This window comes from Rothia sp. HC945, assembly GCF_051370785.1.
Classification (GTDB): domain Bacteria; phylum Actinomycetota; class Actinomycetes; order Actinomycetales; family Micrococcaceae; genus Rothia.
Genome location: NZ_JBFCSN010000001.1, coordinates 1094413 through 1110262 on the forward strand (window position 1 = coordinate 1094413; position 15850 = coordinate 1110262).

Sequence of the window (15850 nt, forward strand, 5' to 3'; positions counted from 1 at the left end):
GGACGCCCCATGACCCCAGCATCGACAACGGATGCTTCCCTGAACGACGCGGCCATCGCGGCCAGAATCTGGCCCCTCCTCGGGGCCTGCGCCCTGGGCCTGGTGCCATTCACGATCTACTCCAATTTCCTGGTCGACATCACGAGGAACAGTGGATACGACGCCACGCTGATGGGCAGCCTCCGGGGCGTCGGCGGTGTTGCCGCGCTCCTGGTCGGGTTGACCTGTGCCCCATTGCTGGACCGCGTGCCCCGCCGGTCCGCGGTGATCTGGTCCTTACTGGTCCTGGCCGCTGCGTGCGTCGTCGGGATGGTCGGCCCCGTCTGGGCATGGGTCCTGTTCAGCCTCCTCGTCGGGGCTGCGACCTCGGTACTCAACCCGGCCGCTTCGGCTATGGCCGCGGACAGGTTCCAGGATGAGTCGACATCCGGCCGGGCAGCCACGCAGGTCTCCGCCGTGATGACCCTGACTGCTGTCCTCTCCGCCCCTCTCCTGGCCGGACCCGCCGTTTGGTGGGGATGGCGGGGTGATCTGATCGCTACGGCCGTCCTCTGCTCCGCTCTCGCCATGGCATTGGCTCTGACCCGACCGCTCTCGGGCGAGCATTCCCCCGCCGGCCGTACAGGTCCCGGCACCGGATACCTGCGCTCGTTTCGGATCGCTTCAACCCTGACCTCGGTCCCGATGCTGCTCGCTGCCTCGGCCCTGCGCACCGCCGCTTTCATGGGTCAGCTCGCGTACCTGGCGGTCCTCTATGACGAACGCTTTCGTCTGGGCCCCGGCGTGTTTTCCCTCGTATGGACCCTGTCGGGGCTCTCGTTCTTCCTGGGCAACTGGTTCGGCGGCTTCGCGATCCGCAGGGCGGCCAATCCGGTGGTCACAGCGATGGCCGGGGCCATGGCCGCGATGATTGGTGCCGCCGCGGTCCTCATGTTGTTCGTCACCGACCACCTGACCGCGGCACTTCTCGCGACCGCCTTGCTGGGTGTCTCGCACGCGGTCCTGGCGGCCGCGATCACGACCTTGTTGGTCAGGCAGTCGGGCGGCCATCGGGGAACGGTTCTCGGACTCAACGGCGCCGGACAGAGCCTCGGCGTGTGCCTTGGTGCTTCTGTCGCAGGGCTCGGCGCGATGGTGTGGGGATGGAGCGGAGCCGGCTTCGTCCTGGGCGGCGTCACGGCCGGCGCCTGCGTTGCCTCCCTGGCGGCAGCCCGTCGGCTGAGTGTCGAATATCGGAGGGAACGGTCATGATCGGTCCCAGATCGGTTCACACGACCGTCGACGGAATGCACGGGGCTCACGCAACCGCCCTCCGAGCAGGTCTAGGCGCCGTTAGAAGTGAGTTTCGGACGGGTCGAGGCTTCTGCAGGGGCCACCACGGCGAACTCCTCCAGGGAGTCGCCTGGAGCCCACGCCGATCCGAGAACGTGCCCGCGCTCGTGACGATTCCCCTGCCCCGCCATGGATCCTTTGCCGTCTTCCGTCCCCACCGAACCCGCGACGGAGTGCGCTCGGCCGGTGCCCGCAGCAAGTCTGTGAGGGCCGCGGAGATCGTGCTTCGAACCTGCGACGACCATGGCCTTCCTCGGCCGCCGGGCGGCACCCTGCACCTGCGCAGCGACCTTCCGCCGGGATGTGGGATGGGGTCCTCGACCGCCGACGTCGTCGCGACCATTCGATCGGTCTGCGACTGTTGCGGACTGCCCCTGGACGATCTGCATATCAGCGCGATAGCGGTCCAGGCGGAGACGGCCTCGGACCCGTTGGCCTTCGACACCGTGCCCGTTCTCTTCGCCCAACGCCACGGCGAGGTGCTTCGCCGGTGGAACCGCCCGCTGCCGCCCGTTCGCCTGGTGGGATGCCGACTGCCCGGGCAGGCGGTGGACACACTCGGGGTGAGCCCGCCGGCCTATACGTCCGACGAGCATGCCGAATTCGCTCATTTGACGAGCGCGCTGGAGACGGCCGTGCGCACCGGCAATGCGAGGACTCTGGGCAGAGTCGCGACTGGCTCCGCGTTGATCAATCAGAGGTACCTGCCCAAGCCGGACCTACCGCGTGTGCTCGAGATCTGCGAGCGTACCGGCGGGGTGGGGGTTCAGGTCGCCCACAGCGGCACCGTCTGCTCCATCATGTACGACCCCACCGATGCGGCGGTTGACCAGCGAACCGTACGGGCTCGGCGGGCATTGGACGCCGCCGGTTTCTCCTCGACCGCGCGCTATCTTCGGGAGGACCCTTGAGCAACGACATCACGACCCCGACCTCCGATCTTCCGCAGGCGATAGCCTCTCACGCCGGCGTGGCCCTGGGCGCCCCTGATGTCATCGAGCTGGCCCCCGATCTCTTCGCCCTCCGGTTCGAGGTCATGAAAGCGCGGTCCGCCCGGGGTGCGCTGCTCGAGCTCATGCGTCGCGGCACCATTCGGCGAGGCGGCACGGTCATCGATTCGTCGAGCGGAATCTACGCCTGCGCTTTGGCCATGGCCTGCCACGAATTGGGGCTCCGCTGCCACATCATCGGCTCGACGACGATCGACCGCACCCTCCGCGCACAATTGGATCTGTTGGGCGTCGAACTCGAACAGATGCCACCCAGCACCTCCCTGCGGGCCGATCAGGACCGACGCGTCGCCCGGGTCCGCGAGCTCCTCGAGGCCCATCCGGACTGGCATTGGATGCGTCAGTACCACGACGCCATCCACTACGCGGGCTATCAACCCATTGCGACTCGGTGCGGCGACCTGCTGCGGGGTCGTGGGTACCGTTCCGTGGACCTCGTGGCTCCGGTGGGATCAGGGGTTTCCAGTGGGGCGCTCGGTCTCGGGTTGGCAGCCTCGGGACTGAAGGTGCGTCTCGTGGGAGTCCAGCCCTTCGGGTCGGTGACCTTCGGCTCGGAAGAGGTGGAGGACCCGGACATGCTGATCGCGGGCATTGGCAGCTCGATTCCCTTCGAGAACGTCCGCCACGATCTCTACGACTCCGTCCACTGGGTGTCCTACGAGGTGGGACGCGCGGGTACCCTCGCTCTGTGCAGGAGACATGCGCTCTTTGCCGGGCTCAGCTCCGGGGCGGCCTACGCGGTGGCCGACTACCTCGACCGAGATCGCGTTTCCTCGGCGCACTGCACCCTGCTGACGTGCCCCGACACGGGTCATCGTTATCTCGAAGACGTCTACGAGGACGCCGATGACGTGCCGGAGGTGTCCGTTTTCGAGCCCCAGGTGCTGGGCTCCCCGAGCGAATCACCGCGGTTGCCCTGGTCGGCCGTTCGCTGGGGAGGATCGGTCACTCGCGAGGCAGGACCATCCCCATCGAGTGGGGCATCGCGTCCCTGAAGCCCACGCTGCGATACAGGGGACGGCCGGGTTCGTCCGCCATCAACGTGATGTAGGGGTCTTCCGGGGCATGCGCCCGGATCCTGTCGATCAGCGAGGTGATGACGGCGCGCCCGATGCCTCTCCCCTGGTGCGCGGGGAGGGTCGCCATGTCAGCGATGTGGAAGTACCACCCACCGTCGCCGAGGACTCGTCCCATCCCCACCACCTCAAGGGTGACGCGGTGCTCGATGTGCGCCCAGGCCCACGACCCGGTCAGCGCCGGGCCCGCCTGCGCCTTCGTCTTCGGTGAGAGTCCGGCCTCGGCCCGTAGCCGCACGTAGTCCTCCACCGTCGGTGCCGCCGGGATCAGCCGGTAGTCCTCGTGCATGCGTTGCTCCTCACTCGCGGACATTGTCGCCTGATCGCACGTCACGGGCCCGCAACCGCTGATAACTACTGGTCAATCTTTCCATCCACCAGTCGCGGCGCCCACCGTCCGCCCGGAATTCTTCGAGTCGCCCCGGGTCGGGACTGACCCGGCGCACCGGAAGGCAGCCGTCCTCGGGAATCAACGGCTCGGCGGTCAGGTCCCCTGCCAGGAGTGAGGCCGTGCCCAGACCGCATCCGTGTTCCAACCGTGGCAGGGCTGCCGCCAGCGCGAGGCCGCTGTACATGCCCACGGACGTCTCCAGCGCCGAGCTGACGACGGCCGGGAGCCCGGCGTTCTCGATGATGTCCAGAGCGTTCCGCGGTCCGCCCAGGGGCGCAGCCTTGACCACGATCAGATCGGCGGCCCCGAGACGAGCGACTCTCAACGGGTCGGATTCCTTGCGGACGGATTCGTCGGCTGCGACAGGCACTCGCAACCCTTCCTTGTCGGCCGCCTCGCGCAGACGAGCCAGCCCTTCGATATCGGCAACCGGCTGTTCCACGTACGCAGGTTCGAACTCGGCCAGAGCGCGGAGCGCCTCGAGGGCTTCCCGATGGTTCCAGCCTCCATTCGCGTCCATCTTCACCACGGCATCGGGTGCAACCCTGCGGACCGCACGCACGCGGGCGACGTCGTCGGCCAGGCTCTGCCCCTTCTCGGCGACCTTGATCTTGACCTCACGTACCGCCCCGCGGGAGCGCCCCAGCACCTCCGGGACCTTCTCGGGACCCACGGCGGGCACGGTCGCATTGACCGGAATACGGTCACGATGAGCTTCCGGAGAGGCCTCCCACGCGGTCTCGATCGCGCAGGCCAACCACCGGGCGGATTCGTCGGGTCCGTATTCGAGGAAAGGACAGAATTCTCCCCACCCCTGGGGGCCTCGGAACAAGAGCGCTTCCCGATGTTCGACCCCTCGGAACCGCACGTTGAGGGGCACGGAAACCACCACCGCGGTGTCTTCAAGCTGTTCCAGGAGGGGCAGTTCTCGCAAGCTCATGGATCCACTGTGCACCTTCGGGAGGGCCGAGGCCATTCGAGCACGGACCGCCCAGGAAATGCTCAGGAAAATTCCGACGAACGGGCAGGTCGCACTGGCATGCTGAACTGCAATGGGTGGATTGACACGACGTACAGGGGGTCCTGGGCCAATGAGTACCGAGCCAACGCGAGATCAGGGCGAGACGCCCGTACGCGATTGGCCTTCCACGAGGCGCGGAACCTTCCACCCGCCGACGGTCGGGGTCGTGATCAAGCACTTGGTCGTGATCGGCATCATGATCTTCGGTCTGTGGGGCACGGTCTGGACGTTCCTCTACAGCTATTCCGGGCAGTGGATCGACCAGACCGCAACCTCCGAGGTGAGCAACAACCTGCGCCGGTACAGCAGGGACTCGGATCACCTGCTCAACGCACTCCCGGCCATAGCCGGCGTACTGGCAGTCATCGGAATCCTTTTCGTCCTCGTTCGCAGGCACCGGTTCCTGCCCGCCCTGATCGGGCTGGCCATGGCCGCAGGGGCCAACGGGACGGCCCAGGCGCTCAAGTACCTGATCCTGGCCAAGCCGAACTACGGCGTCCAGGAAGCGACCATGAATTCCCTGCCGTCGGGCCACACGACCTTCGCCGCGGCGGCCGGAGCGGCATTGTTCATTGCGGCGCCCAAGAAGTGGCGTCCGTTCATGTCCCTGGTCATGCTCATGTTCGGGACTCTCGCGGGGGTGGCCACCGTGATCAACGAATGGCACCGGCCGGCGGACGTCGTCGCCGCGCTGTTCGTGGTCGCGGCCTGGACGGCCTTGGCATTGCTTGTGCTTCGGTTCGTTCCGGCCGAGGACCAGGACACCGCAAGCACCCGTCACACCGGGATGCTCCTGATTCCGCTGATGGTCATCACCGGGCTCTTCCTGGCCTTCTGCGCGGTGGCCACGTACATGATCGCGGCCCAGCAGCACTTCGCTGGGGCCGCCCTCCTGGGCAGCCTGTGCCTGATTTTCGCCGTCGGACTCCTGTCCACGGCCCTGCTCGTCTGGCTCCTCCGCCGCAAGCAGCCGACCGAAGAACGGCCCTACACGAAGGTGTGGTCGTACTGACCCACCGGGGCGGGCCGTCTAGGCGTGCTCGCCCGTGGTGATGGGGCCGGTCACGCCGGTCGGGGTGTCCTCCACGGACAGGTCCTCACCCATCATGCCCTTTTCCTCGAGGTAGGCCAGGCGGTCCAGCAGAATGCGGGTCACCCCGGCGTCGTAGGGAAGTTTGTACATCGCCGCGGTCGTGGGTCCGGCCTCCGGATTCGAGGTCGACGCCGCAATCCTGTCGATCGCTTCCCTCATGGTTTCGGACTGGCGCTGCACGAAGGTCCGCTCCACGGGTGTCCCGTGTCCCGGGACGAAGACGTGGTAACGGTCCAGGCCGGCGACCGTGGCCAGGGTCTGGACCCAGACTTCCGGGAAGGAATCGTCGAAAGCGGGGTCGGCCCCCTGCTCCACGATGTCTCCGGTGAACAGCACTTCGTCGACACCCGCGAGGACGTCGTTGTCGGTGTGTCCGAGACCCAGGTAGAACAGCGTCACGGCCCGATCTCCCAAGTCGACGCGGGTGAATGAGGCGCGTCCGCCGTCCCCCGGCAGGAGGCGAGTCGGCGGGATGATGTCGGTGTTCGGCCCCTGGTGATGAGCCATTTCCGGCTCCAAGGTCTCCACGTAGCCGCGCTGGCGGTCGGCGTAGCGCTCCATCGCACGCTCGGCGTTGGGGTGGGCCCAGAAATCCGTGGTGCCGTCCGCCGCGAAGACGGCATTGCCGAAGAAGTGGTCGTAGTGCGCGTGGGTATTCACGACCACGAAGGGAAGGTCCGTGATCTTGCGCGCGGCGCGGAAAATTTCGGCGCCCTGGCGGGGGCCGGCACCCGTGTCGATGACCATGGCCTTGTCCGCGCCAAGGATCAATCCGGTGTTCAAACGGTAGTCATCGGTCGCGATGACATAGATCCCGTCGGCAATTTCTTGTGTTCGAGCCATATGCCTACGGTACTTGATCGGAACGGATCACAGGGCGACCGCCTCCGAAAACCCTCGTTCGCCCGATGCGATCGGGTCTTGCCCGCCTCGTTACTATGGGACCATGCCCACCCCCTCCGATGTGTCTGCCTCCCCCTCTGGTGCGGGCCGTTACGCCCCGTCGCCGTCGGGAGACCTTCACCTCGGAAACCTGCGCACCGCTCTTTACGCGTGGCTGTTCGCTCGGTCCACGGGGCGCGCCTTCCGGCTCAGGATCGAAGACCTCGATCGCGTCAGAGAAGGCTCCGCCCAACGCCACATGGACGACCTCGCGGCACTCGGCATCGATTGGGACGGCGAACCGTTGATCCAGTCGACGCGCACCGTCGCGTACGAGGACGCCGTCTCCCGTCTCCGCGAACGCGGAATGGTCTACGAGTGCTTCTGCACCCGAAGAGAAATCCAGGAGGCCTCCTCCGCCCCGCACGGAGCCCCCGGCGCCTACCCCGGCACGTGCCGAAATCTGAGCTCCGACGAACGGGCCGAACGCGCACGGTCACGTCCGGCGGCTCTCCGCCTGCGCAGCGAAACCCACGAATGGACGGTTCTGGACCGCTACGCCGGCCACTACACCGGGATGGTTGATGACATGGTCCTGGTCCGCAATGACGGACGCGCGGCCTATAACCTGGCCGTCGTCGTCGACGACCATTTTCAAGGCATCGACCAGGTGGTTCGCGGCGATGATCTGCTCTCCTCCGCTCCGCGGCAGTCTTGTCTCGCCTCCCTGTTGGGGCTCGACCGCGTGGAGTACGTCCATGTTCCGCTTGCCCTGAACCGAGAGGGCAAGCGACTGGCCAAGCGCGACGGGGCAGTGACCCTGGCCGAGCTCCGGGAAACCGGGATGGCTCCGGCCGAGGTCGCGCGCATGATTGCCTCCTCGATGCCGCTCACAACCGTTCGGACCGATGGGGCCGAGTCTCTTCCCGCGTCGGCCTCGCAGATGCTGGAGGTCTTCGACCCGGACACGATCTCCCTCGACCCCTGGACGGTCCCTGATCCCGCGGCGGAGGTGCCCCGTGTCTCTGTCTGAACGGATTCCGCGGCGCCATCGGGGAACCACCGCTCTGATCGCCGTGCTCATCGGCTCCACCGGCATCCAGACCACGTCCGCGGTGGCGACGACGCTTTTCGAGAAGTTCAACCCCGTCTCGGTGTCCGGCCTGCGGATGACGACGGCCGCCGTCGTTCTGTTGCTCATTGCTCGGCCAAAATTCTGGCGATTCACCCGCAAGGACTGGCTCTCCGTGGTCTCCTACGGCGTCGTTTCCTCCCTGATGAACGTGTTCTTCTACCTCGCGGTGGACCGTATCCCCCTGGGCGTGGCCGTGACGATCGAGTACCTCGGTGCCTTCGCTGTGGCCATGTTCGGCGTACGCAAGGTCAAGGACGGCGTGTTTGCTGTGGGGGCCTTGGGGGGCGTCGTCCTCATCGCCGGGCCGACCTTCGGGAGCACGGACCTTCTGGGCTACGTCTTCGCCCTCATGGCCGCCGCTTCCATGACGGGTTACACGCTGTTGTCCGGCAAAATCGGCAGCGGGACGGAAGCGACCGCGGGCATCCGCGGACTTGCCGTGTCGATTGCGATCGGTGCCATCATGTGGTCCCCGGCGACGGCACTGGCCCTTCCCCACATGACCGTGGGCGACTGGGGCATCGCCGTGTTCATCGGCGCCGTGGGCCTCGCTCTGGCCTTTTCCTGCGACGCGTTCGCGGCGACCATGACCAACCCTGCGGTCGTGGGAGTTTTCTTCTCACTGGATCCCGTGGTCTCCTCCCTGGTCGGACTCGCCCTCCTCGGTGAACTGCTCTCAACCCCGGCCTATATCGGCATCGCGCTGATCGTCCTGTCCGGTGCGGCCGTCACGTGGCGAGCCAACCGTTCGGCGGCCATCATCACCACGCACACCGAGGCGCTGCAGGTCATCCGCACCGCCCAGATGCCGCAGACGCGGCGGGAATGACTGCTGCACGTTCCTTCAGATTCTCCCCATCCTTCGCGTGATCTGGCATACTCGGGTGCTGAGCTCGTGGTTCCCATCACGCCCGAGACCTACACTCGTCAATCGACGCACCGGAGAATATGACAATGTCCGACCAGACATTCCAGTACATCGCCCTGGGAATCTATTTCCTGGGGATGATCGCCATTGGCCTATGGGCCAGCACCAAGAACACTGACAACGAGGACTACATGCTCGGAGGCAGATCCCTCCGACCCGGAGTCGCGGCCCTTTCCGCGGGCGCTTCCGATATGTCCGGCTGGCTCGTCATGGGCCTCCCCGGCGCCATCTACGTCTCCGGGCTCCTCGACGCCTGGATCGCCATCGGCCTGACCATCGGCGCGTGGGTCAACTGGAAGGTGGTGGCCCCGCGCCTGCGCGCCTATTCCGAAGTCTCAGGCAATGCGATCACGATCCCCTCCTTCTTCGACAACCGTCTCAAAGCCGATGGCCTCTCGAGTCGGGTCCTGCGCGTGACCTGCGGGCTCATTATTCTGATCTTTTTCATCTTCTACGTTTCCTCAGGCATGGTCGCCGGCGGCAAGTTCTACCAGACCACCTTCGACGGCAATTACCACGTGGGCATGATCATGATCGCCGCGATCACGGTGCTCTACACGTTCTTCGGCGGCTTCCTGGGCGCAACCTTCACGGACGTGGCGCAGGGAATCCTGATGCTCGTCGCACTGATCATGGTTCCCGTCGTCGCCGTCATCCAGTTCGGCGGCCCCGGCCATGTCCTGAACGCCGTGTCCGAGGCCAATCCGGACGCCCTCTCACTGGTCAGCGGGGCCACCGCCATCGGCGTGATCTCGTCGCTGGCATGGGGGCTCGGATACTTCGGCCAACCGCACATCGTGGTTCGCTTCATGGCCCTCCGCTCCCCCCAGGACGCCCCGGCCGGACGCCGCATCGGCATCTCGTGGATGGTCCTGTCCGTGGTCGGCACGATTGCCACGGCTCTGACCGGCATCGCCTATTTCTCGACCCACCCCGAGGCCAGCCTGACCGACTCGAAATCCGCGGAGACAGTCTTCCTGGACCTCTCCCAGATCCTGTTCCATCCGCTCGCCGCCGGTTTCGTGCTGGCCGCTGTGCTCGCGGCGATCATGTCCACGGTTTCCTCACAGCTAGTGGTTTCTTCTTCGGCCGCGGTCGAAGACTTGGCCATGCTGCTCATCAAGCGGCGGCCCACCCCCAAGGTCCAGCTCTGGATGTCGCGCGGTGCGGTCCTGACCGTGTCCGTGATCGCGGCCTTGATTGCCCTGGACTCGGACTCCGCAGTTCTCGAGCTCGTGGCCTTTGCATGGGCTGGTTTCGGCGCGGCCTTCGGTCCACTGATGCTGATGTCGTTGTTCTGGAGGAAACTCACGGCCTCGGGAGGACTCTCCTCGATGATTGTCGGAGCCGTGGTCACCATCGTGTGGCGATACGTGATCCAGGACCCGGAGTCGACAGGGATCCTCGCGCTCTACGAGATCGTCCCCGGCTTCGCTGCCGCGCTCGTGGTCGGCGTCGTCGTCTCACTGATGACGCACCGCCCCTCGGAACGCGTGGAACGCGAGTTCGCCGAGGCCAAGGAACTGGCCACGGCCCGCTGACCCGAATCCCTCTCTTCACGTGACCTGCCCGCTCGGTGACACCCGAGCGGGCAGGTCTTTCCGTCCCGGCTAGAATCGCACTGATGACTACGACTGAGAACTCCGTGTTGCCCGATTCCGTATCCGACGTCTTCGACCCCCACCGCTGGAGAAAGGTCGAAGGCTTCGAGGATCTCGAGGACATCACCTATCACCGTCAGGTCGAAAGGGACCAGGCGGGACGCATCGTGAGGGACCTGCCGTGCGTCCGGGTCGCCTTCGACCGCCCCGAAGTGCGCAATGCTTTTCGTCCGGGAACCGTGGACGAGTTGTACCGGGTCCTGGACCACGCCCGGATGACCAGTGACGTCGGCACCGTATTGCTGACCGGCAACGGGCCTTCCCCGAAGGACGGCGGGTGGGCCTTCTGCTCCGGTGGGGACCAGCGCATTCGCGGGAGGGACGGATACCGGTATGCCGAATCCGAAACCGCAGACTCCATCGATCCGGCACGGGCCGGCCGCCTGCACATTCTTGAGGTGCAGCGTCTGATTCGCACCATGCCGAAGGTGGTCATTGCCGTAGTCTCCGGCTGGGCCGCCGGCGGCGGACACTCCCTCCACGTGGTCTGCGACCTGACGATCGCATCCCGCGAATTCGGCAAGTTCAAGCAGACCGACGCCACCGTGGGCTCCTTCGACGCGGGGTACGGATCGGCTCTTCTGGCGCGTCAGGTCGGCCAGAAGGCCGCGCGCGAGATCTTCTTCCTGGCCAGGGAGTACGACGCCCAGCGCATGCACGAGATGGGTGCCGTGAATCAGGTTGTGCCCCATGCTGAGCTCGAGACAACCGCCCTGGAGTACGCCGCCGACATCGCACGCCAGTCCCCGCAGGCCATCCGCATGTTGAAATTCGCCTTCAATCTTCCCGACGACGGCATGGTCGGGCAACAGGTCTTTGCCGGTGAGGCCACGCGCATGGGGTACATGACGGACGAGGCCGTGGAAGGCCGCGACGCCTTTCTGCAGAAACGGGATCCCGATTGGAGCGCGTTCCCCTACTACTTCTGACGAGTGCAGGCCGCGGTCGAGCGACCCGAGACCGGGACTAGGCTGGAAGCGACATGGATTTTTCTCAGCTCTCTCCCGTTTCTCCCGCTCCCGAGGCTTCCGAGTCTGCGGTCTTTCTTGAAGGGCCGGGGTCCGTCGACGTCGATCGCCTCCGCGACGCCCTCTCCCGAACGATCACGCGCGAGACCAGAATCGGCGAAGACGTGGCGGCGCTCGTGGTGAGCACCTCGGGATCCACGGGGCGGCCGAAGCGGACGGTTCTTTCCGCGGGAGCGCTCAGGGCCTCGGGCCTGGCTACCGAGACGGCGACGGGTACCGACGGCGGCGCCCACTGGCTGCTCGCGCTGCCCGTGCACTACGTCGCCGGGGCGCAAGTCGTGGCCCGCTCGGTTCTCGCCGCGACCCGACCTGCGGTGACCGCATCCGTTCAGGACGGCGGCCGCTTTACCGCGCGCGATTTTCTCGACGCCGCGAACCGCCTGCCCTCCGGGCACAGGATGACCTCACTCGTGCCGACTCAGCTCCACACCCTCATGGAGGACGCGGAGGCCGACGCCGCAGCCCTCGGGAACGAGATACTCGAGGCACTGAGGAGTTTCGACGCGATTCTACTGGGCGGAGCGCCGGCCTCGGCGGCACTCCTGCGCCATTGCGAGGAGCTGGGCATCCCCCTGGTACAGACCTACGGCAGCGCGGAGACTGCGGGAGGATGCGTGTATGACAACCGTCCCTTGCCAGGGACCCGTGTCGCTGTGGAGCCCGGCACAGATCCGTCGGCCCCAGGACGCATTTGGTTGGGCGGGTCGACCGTTGCCTCGGGCTATCTGGGCGACCCCGAGCGGACGGCCAGCTCCTTCCGACGGAGTCCTGACGGCACCTGGTGGTATCGGACCGATGATCTCGGCACGTTCTCCGGCCATGACGGGCTCTCCGTGGCCGGGCGGACGGACGACGTCATCCTCACCGGCGGGATCAAGGTTTCGGCTCGTGCCGTGGCTGCCGTCCTGGAGCAGGACCCGTCCGTGCGGGAGGCCGTCGTCGTCGGCGTCGAGAGTCCACGATGGGGCCAGGAGGTTCGGGCGGCCGTCTCGCGCAGACCGCACCGTGAGCCCGACGTGACCAGCCTGGTCGATCGTGTCCGTCAGGACCTCGGCCGGGCCGCTGCGCCCAAGACGATCCGGGTCCTGGACCGACTGCCTCAGACCAGCACGGGGAAGCCGGATCGAGCCGAGGTGCACCGGTTGCTCGCCCCGGACGACGTGAAGTGAACGCGTGCGACTGGCGCGATTCGGCCGAAGTGAGACAATGAATTGTCATCCCAAGCTTTCCGCCCGGCACGAGCGTGCCCGGCACACCCGAGAGGAGCGCTCGTGGCAACAGTTGCACAGTGGGTGGAAGGGGCACGCTTGCGCACGCTGCCCATGGCCGTCGCTCCCGTCATCGCCGGCACCGGAGCCGCCATCCAACTGTGGCAGTTCCGACCGGTCTGCGCCGTTCTTGCGCTTGTGGTGGCCCTGTTCCTCCAGATCGGTGTGAACTACGCCAACGACTACTCGGACGGGATCAAGGGCACAGACGATTCGCGTGTCGGCCCGATGCGCCTGACTGGATCGGGCGTGGCTCCCGCGCGGCACGTGAAGTTCGCGGCTTTCGCTTGTTTTGGTCTCGCCATGCTCTCGGGGCTCGCGCTGGTGATCATCACCGGCCAATGGTGGTTCCTGCTCATTGGGCTCTCAGCGGTGTTCGCCGCGTGGGGCTACACCGGAGGACGCCGCCCGTACGGCTACATGGGTTTGGGAGACCTTTTCGTCTTTCTCTACTTCGGGCTCGTCGCGACGATGGGCACGACCTTCACCCAGGCCTCGCAATTGTCGCTCACCGCCGTGGTGTCCTCCGTTTCCCTGGGTCTCATCGCCTGCGCACTCCTGATGGCGAACAACCTGCGCGACATCCCCACGGACACGGAAGCGGGAAAGTTCACGTTGGCGGTCCGGCTGGGCGGTTCCCGCGCCCGTCTGGCCTACGCGGCAGAGGTCGGCCTCGCTTTCGCGCTGATGCTCTTCACGGTCCCGGAGAATCCGTGGAATCTTCTGGTCCTCCTGGCACTGCCGCTGGCCTGGCCCGCCGTCCGGACCGTTCTGTCCGCCACGGACATGAGAAGGCTCATTCCCGTCCTCAAACAGACCGGTTTGCTGAGTTTGCTGTTCGCTCTCCTGCTTCTGGTCGCGTCAATCATTGGAGCATAACCAGGTGACCGATACTCCCGAGAATTCCCCATCGGATCGCCCCCGGAACCCTGACCTCCCCACCTCGGACGGCCCCGGGACCACCTCAGGCGCCCGCCAGGTCACGGCCGCGTGGTGCATCGTCGTCCTGCTCATCGCTTCATGCCTCAGGCCGGCGCTGACCACGGTCGGACCGGTTCTCCACTTGATCGGCCACGACACAGGCCTGGGATCCGGCGGACTCGGGCTGGTCGGGGCTTTGCCGCTCCTGGCCTTCGCGATCCTCTCCCCCATCGTGGCCATTCCCGCCCAACGCATCGGGATCGAGCGGGTGGTCCTGGTGGCTCTCGCGGTCCTCGGTTTGGGCATCCTTCTGAGATCGACCCCGGGCATCGGCTGGCTGTGGGTCGGAACGCTGCTGATCGGCGTCGGAATCGCTACAGGGAACGTCCTGGTTCCGGTGATCGTCAAACGTGATTTCTCGAAGCACGTGTCCCTCATGACCGGCCTCTACACGGCCGTGCTCTCGGTCGGTGCCGCGACCGCCTCAGGTATTACGGCGCCTTTGTCCCACACCCTGCCGGGGTCGTGGCGCTCGGCCCTGGCCCTCTGGGCCGCCGTGCCAATCGTGAGTGCCGTGTGGTGGTTCTTCCTGACGCGCTCGACCCGGCGCCGCGAGTACGAACGCTCGGGGTCATTCGCCAAGGCCATGACCGGTTCCATGCCGACGATCCCTTCGCCCGCCGAACCGAACGCCTCGCGCAAGGTCTCGCTGCTCAAGTCCCCGCTGGCCTGGCAGGTCACGATATTCATGGGACTCCAGTCGCTGATCTTCTACACGGCCGCCAACTGGTTGCCGACGGTGGAAGCCAGCGTCGGGATGGATCCCGCGACGGGCGGATTCCACCTGTTCCTGTTGCAGTTGCTGGGCATCCTCGGGAATCTGAGCGTGAGCTTCCTTGCCGAACGGCGGGCCTCGCAGAGTTGGCTCGCCATGATCATGGCGGGGTTCCTGATCGTCGCCCTGGGTGGGGCCCTCGTTCTGCCTCAGGCCGCGGCGCTGTGGGCCGCTTTCATCGGTATCGGTTGCGGTGGCAGCTTCTCGCTCTCCCTCGCCATGATCGGTCTCAGGACGATGAGCTCCGCCCAAACGATGAAGCTCTCCGGCATGTCGCAATGCCTCGGCTACCTGATGGCGGCTCTTGGCCCGCTGCTTGCTGGATGGTTCGCCGACGTTCTCGGTGGTTGGGTCATGGTCATCGTGATCCTGCTGGTCCTGATGGTGGTCCACCTGGTCGCAGGCGCTCTGGCCGGCCGCAACCGCAAGATCGGTGCGACAGCCTAGCCTCCGATTCGATGCCGGCCCGATGGGCTCGCGCCGGAACCGGGGCAGTCAGGCTACACGTGGGTCAGACGTCGCGGCCTTCACGACGAAGCTGTTCGTCGACGTACTGGTCCTCGACCTCGATGTTCTCGTCCTCGACGGTCCTCTTGGTCTTCTTGCCGCGCAGCTTGCGCCAAAAGCGTCCGAAGTCCCTGCTGGCTTGCTCGTGGAGTCCAGGAAAGCCCAGGTACGCGACGGCGAACGCGATGAGGATGGCGAACACCCCGGCCAGGATCGCACCTGTCCCCAGGTAGACGCAGGCTACGAAGACGACGGCCATCAGGCCGAAGCGGAGCAGGGTGTAGTACAAGAATTTCACGGTCACCGAGTCTACTCTCCGGACCTGGGGATCCGCTCAGTGACCTGGCCCTCGCGACACCGGTAAGCTGATATACATGCGAGCAGTACTGATCATCGTCGCGGCCGCCGTCGTCGTCGGCATGACCATCTATGCCCTTCTCGACATCGCCCGCACGGAAAAGCGCCACATCGTGGCCCTGCCCAAGGCGTTGTGGTTCATGATCGCGCTGATATTCCCTGTGCTCGGACCGGTGCTGTGGTTGGTCTTCGGTTTCCGACGGTACAGGCCAGGGCGACGAACCGCCGCCGGCCAAGGCCAGCCGTCGGGGGGCGCTCCCGACGACGACGAGGCCTACCTCAAATTCCTGGACCACCAAGCGGAACGCAGGAAGCGAGACGAAGAGCGACGCCGTCGGGAAGAGGACCACGACGATACAGACCCCGATGTATCCTGACCGGCCTGTCGTGGCCCGGCCAGCGGAG

The 15850-nt window shown here is 66.1% G+C and carries 16 protein-coding genes; 12 read left to right on the forward strand and 4 right to left on the reverse strand.

What is annotated here, in order from left to right:
• Nucleotides 1-9: 9 nt before the first annotated feature.
• The 3 genes from AB0Y14_RS04790 to AB0Y14_RS04800 all read left to right on the forward strand — a co-directional run bounded on the left by AB0Y14_RS04790 (nucleotide 10) and on the right by AB0Y14_RS04800 (nucleotide 3337).
• On the forward strand, nucleotides 10-1251 hold the full coding sequence (locus AB0Y14_RS04790) for an MFS transporter (RefSeq protein ID WP_436588066.1): 1242 nt from the start codon (nucleotides 10-12) through the stop codon (nucleotides 1249-1251).
• Between the two features lie 188 nt (nucleotides 1252-1439).
• Nucleotides 1440-2243 (forward strand): GHMP family kinase ATP-binding protein, encoded by an 804-nt coding sequence (locus tag AB0Y14_RS04795; protein WP_436588067.1) that lies wholly within the window; start codon nucleotides 1440-1442, stop codon nucleotides 2241-2243.
• Nucleotides 2240-3337, forward strand: a complete 1098-nt coding sequence (locus tag AB0Y14_RS04800) for a pyridoxal-phosphate dependent enzyme (protein ID WP_436588068.1) — start codon at nucleotides 2240-2242, stop codon at nucleotides 3335-3337. Before AB0Y14_RS04795 ends, AB0Y14_RS04800 begins: the two co-directional genes overlap by 4 nt.
• On the opposite strand, the gene AB0Y14_RS04805 is transcribed toward AB0Y14_RS04800, so the two are convergent.
• Nucleotides 3288-3707, reverse strand: coding sequence for a GNAT family N-acetyltransferase (locus AB0Y14_RS04805; protein ID WP_436588069.1), 420 nt, complete (start codon nucleotides 3705-3707; stop codon nucleotides 3288-3290). The genes AB0Y14_RS04800 and AB0Y14_RS04805 overlap by 50 nt on opposite strands.
• 10 nt (nucleotides 3708-3717) lie before the next feature.
• Nucleotides 3718-4749 carry an o-succinylbenzoate synthase gene (locus AB0Y14_RS04810; protein ID WP_436588070.1) on the reverse strand — a complete coding sequence of 344 codons (1032 nt, stop codon included), beginning with the start codon at nucleotides 4747-4749 and terminating at the stop codon, nucleotides 3718-3720.
• Between the two features lie 151 nt (nucleotides 4750-4900).
• On the opposite strand from AB0Y14_RS04810, the gene AB0Y14_RS04815 reads away from it, so the two are divergent.
• The gene (locus AB0Y14_RS04815) at nucleotides 4901-5842 is read left to right on the forward strand and encodes a phosphatase PAP2 family protein (protein ID WP_436588071.1); all 942 of its coding nucleotides are present in this window, start codon (nucleotides 4901-4903) and stop codon (nucleotides 5840-5842) included.
• A gap of 18 nt (nucleotides 5843-5860) precedes the next feature.
• Here AB0Y14_RS04815 and AB0Y14_RS04820 read toward each other — a convergent pair whose 3' ends face one another.
• Entirely contained in the window at nucleotides 5861-6766 is a 906-nt protein-coding gene (locus tag AB0Y14_RS04820) for an MBL fold metallo-hydrolase (protein WP_129314751.1), read from the reverse strand.
• A 103-nt stretch (nucleotides 6767-6869) separates the two neighbouring features.
• Here AB0Y14_RS04820 and gluQRS point away from each other — a divergent pair, with 103 nt between their 5' ends.
• The 7 genes from gluQRS (at nucleotide 6870) to AB0Y14_RS04855 (ending at nucleotide 15028) form a co-directional block, all read left to right on the forward strand.
• Nucleotides 6870-7838, forward strand: coding sequence for a tRNA glutamyl-Q(34) synthetase GluQRS (gene gluQRS, locus AB0Y14_RS04825; RefSeq protein ID WP_436588072.1), 969 nt, complete (start codon nucleotides 6870-6872; stop codon nucleotides 7836-7838).
• The gene (locus AB0Y14_RS04830; RefSeq protein ID WP_436588073.1) at nucleotides 7825-8769 is read left to right on the forward strand and encodes an EamA family transporter; all 945 of its coding nucleotides are present in this window, start codon (nucleotides 7825-7827) and stop codon (nucleotides 8767-8769) included. Before gluQRS ends, AB0Y14_RS04830 begins: the two co-directional genes overlap by 14 nt.
• A 125-nt stretch (nucleotides 8770-8894) precedes the next feature.
• On the forward strand, nucleotides 8895-10409 hold the full coding sequence (gene putP, locus AB0Y14_RS04835) for a sodium/proline symporter PutP (protein ID WP_436588074.1): 1515 nt from the start codon (nucleotides 8895-8897) through the stop codon (nucleotides 10407-10409).
• A gap of 83 nt (nucleotides 10410-10492) precedes the next feature.
• The gene (locus AB0Y14_RS04840; protein ID WP_436588075.1) at nucleotides 10493-11458 is read left to right on the forward strand and encodes a 1,4-dihydroxy-2-naphthoyl-CoA synthase; all 966 of its coding nucleotides are present in this window, start codon (nucleotides 10493-10495) and stop codon (nucleotides 11456-11458) included.
• A gap of 53 nt (nucleotides 11459-11511) precedes the next feature.
• Nucleotides 11512-12726, forward strand: a complete 1215-nt coding sequence (locus AB0Y14_RS04845) for an AMP-binding protein (RefSeq protein WP_436588076.1) — start codon at nucleotides 11512-11514, stop codon at nucleotides 12724-12726.
• 102 nt (nucleotides 12727-12828) lie between these two features.
• Nucleotides 12829-13704 (forward strand): 1,4-dihydroxy-2-naphthoate polyprenyltransferase, encoded by an 876-nt coding sequence (locus tag AB0Y14_RS04850; protein WP_436588077.1) that lies wholly within the window; start codon nucleotides 12829-12831, stop codon nucleotides 13702-13704.
• Between the two features lie 4 nt (nucleotides 13705-13708).
• On the forward strand, nucleotides 13709-15028 hold the full coding sequence (locus AB0Y14_RS04855) for an MFS transporter (protein WP_436588078.1): 1320 nt from the start codon (nucleotides 13709-13711) through the stop codon (nucleotides 15026-15028).
• A 64-nt stretch (nucleotides 15029-15092) separates the two neighbouring features.
• On the opposite strand, the gene AB0Y14_RS04860 is transcribed toward AB0Y14_RS04855, so the two are convergent.
• The gene (locus AB0Y14_RS04860; RefSeq protein WP_436588079.1) at nucleotides 15093-15386 is read right to left on the reverse strand and encodes a DUF4229 domain-containing protein; all 294 of its coding nucleotides are present in this window, start codon (nucleotides 15384-15386) and stop codon (nucleotides 15093-15095) included.
• 76 nt (nucleotides 15387-15462) lie between these two features.
• Here AB0Y14_RS04860 and AB0Y14_RS04865 point away from each other — a divergent pair, with 76 nt between their 5' ends.
• Complete coding sequence (locus AB0Y14_RS04865; protein WP_436588080.1) at nucleotides 15463-15822, forward strand: PLD nuclease N-terminal domain-containing protein; 360 nt, start codon at nucleotides 15463-15465, stop codon at nucleotides 15820-15822.
• Nucleotides 15823-15850 lie beyond the last annotated feature (28 nt).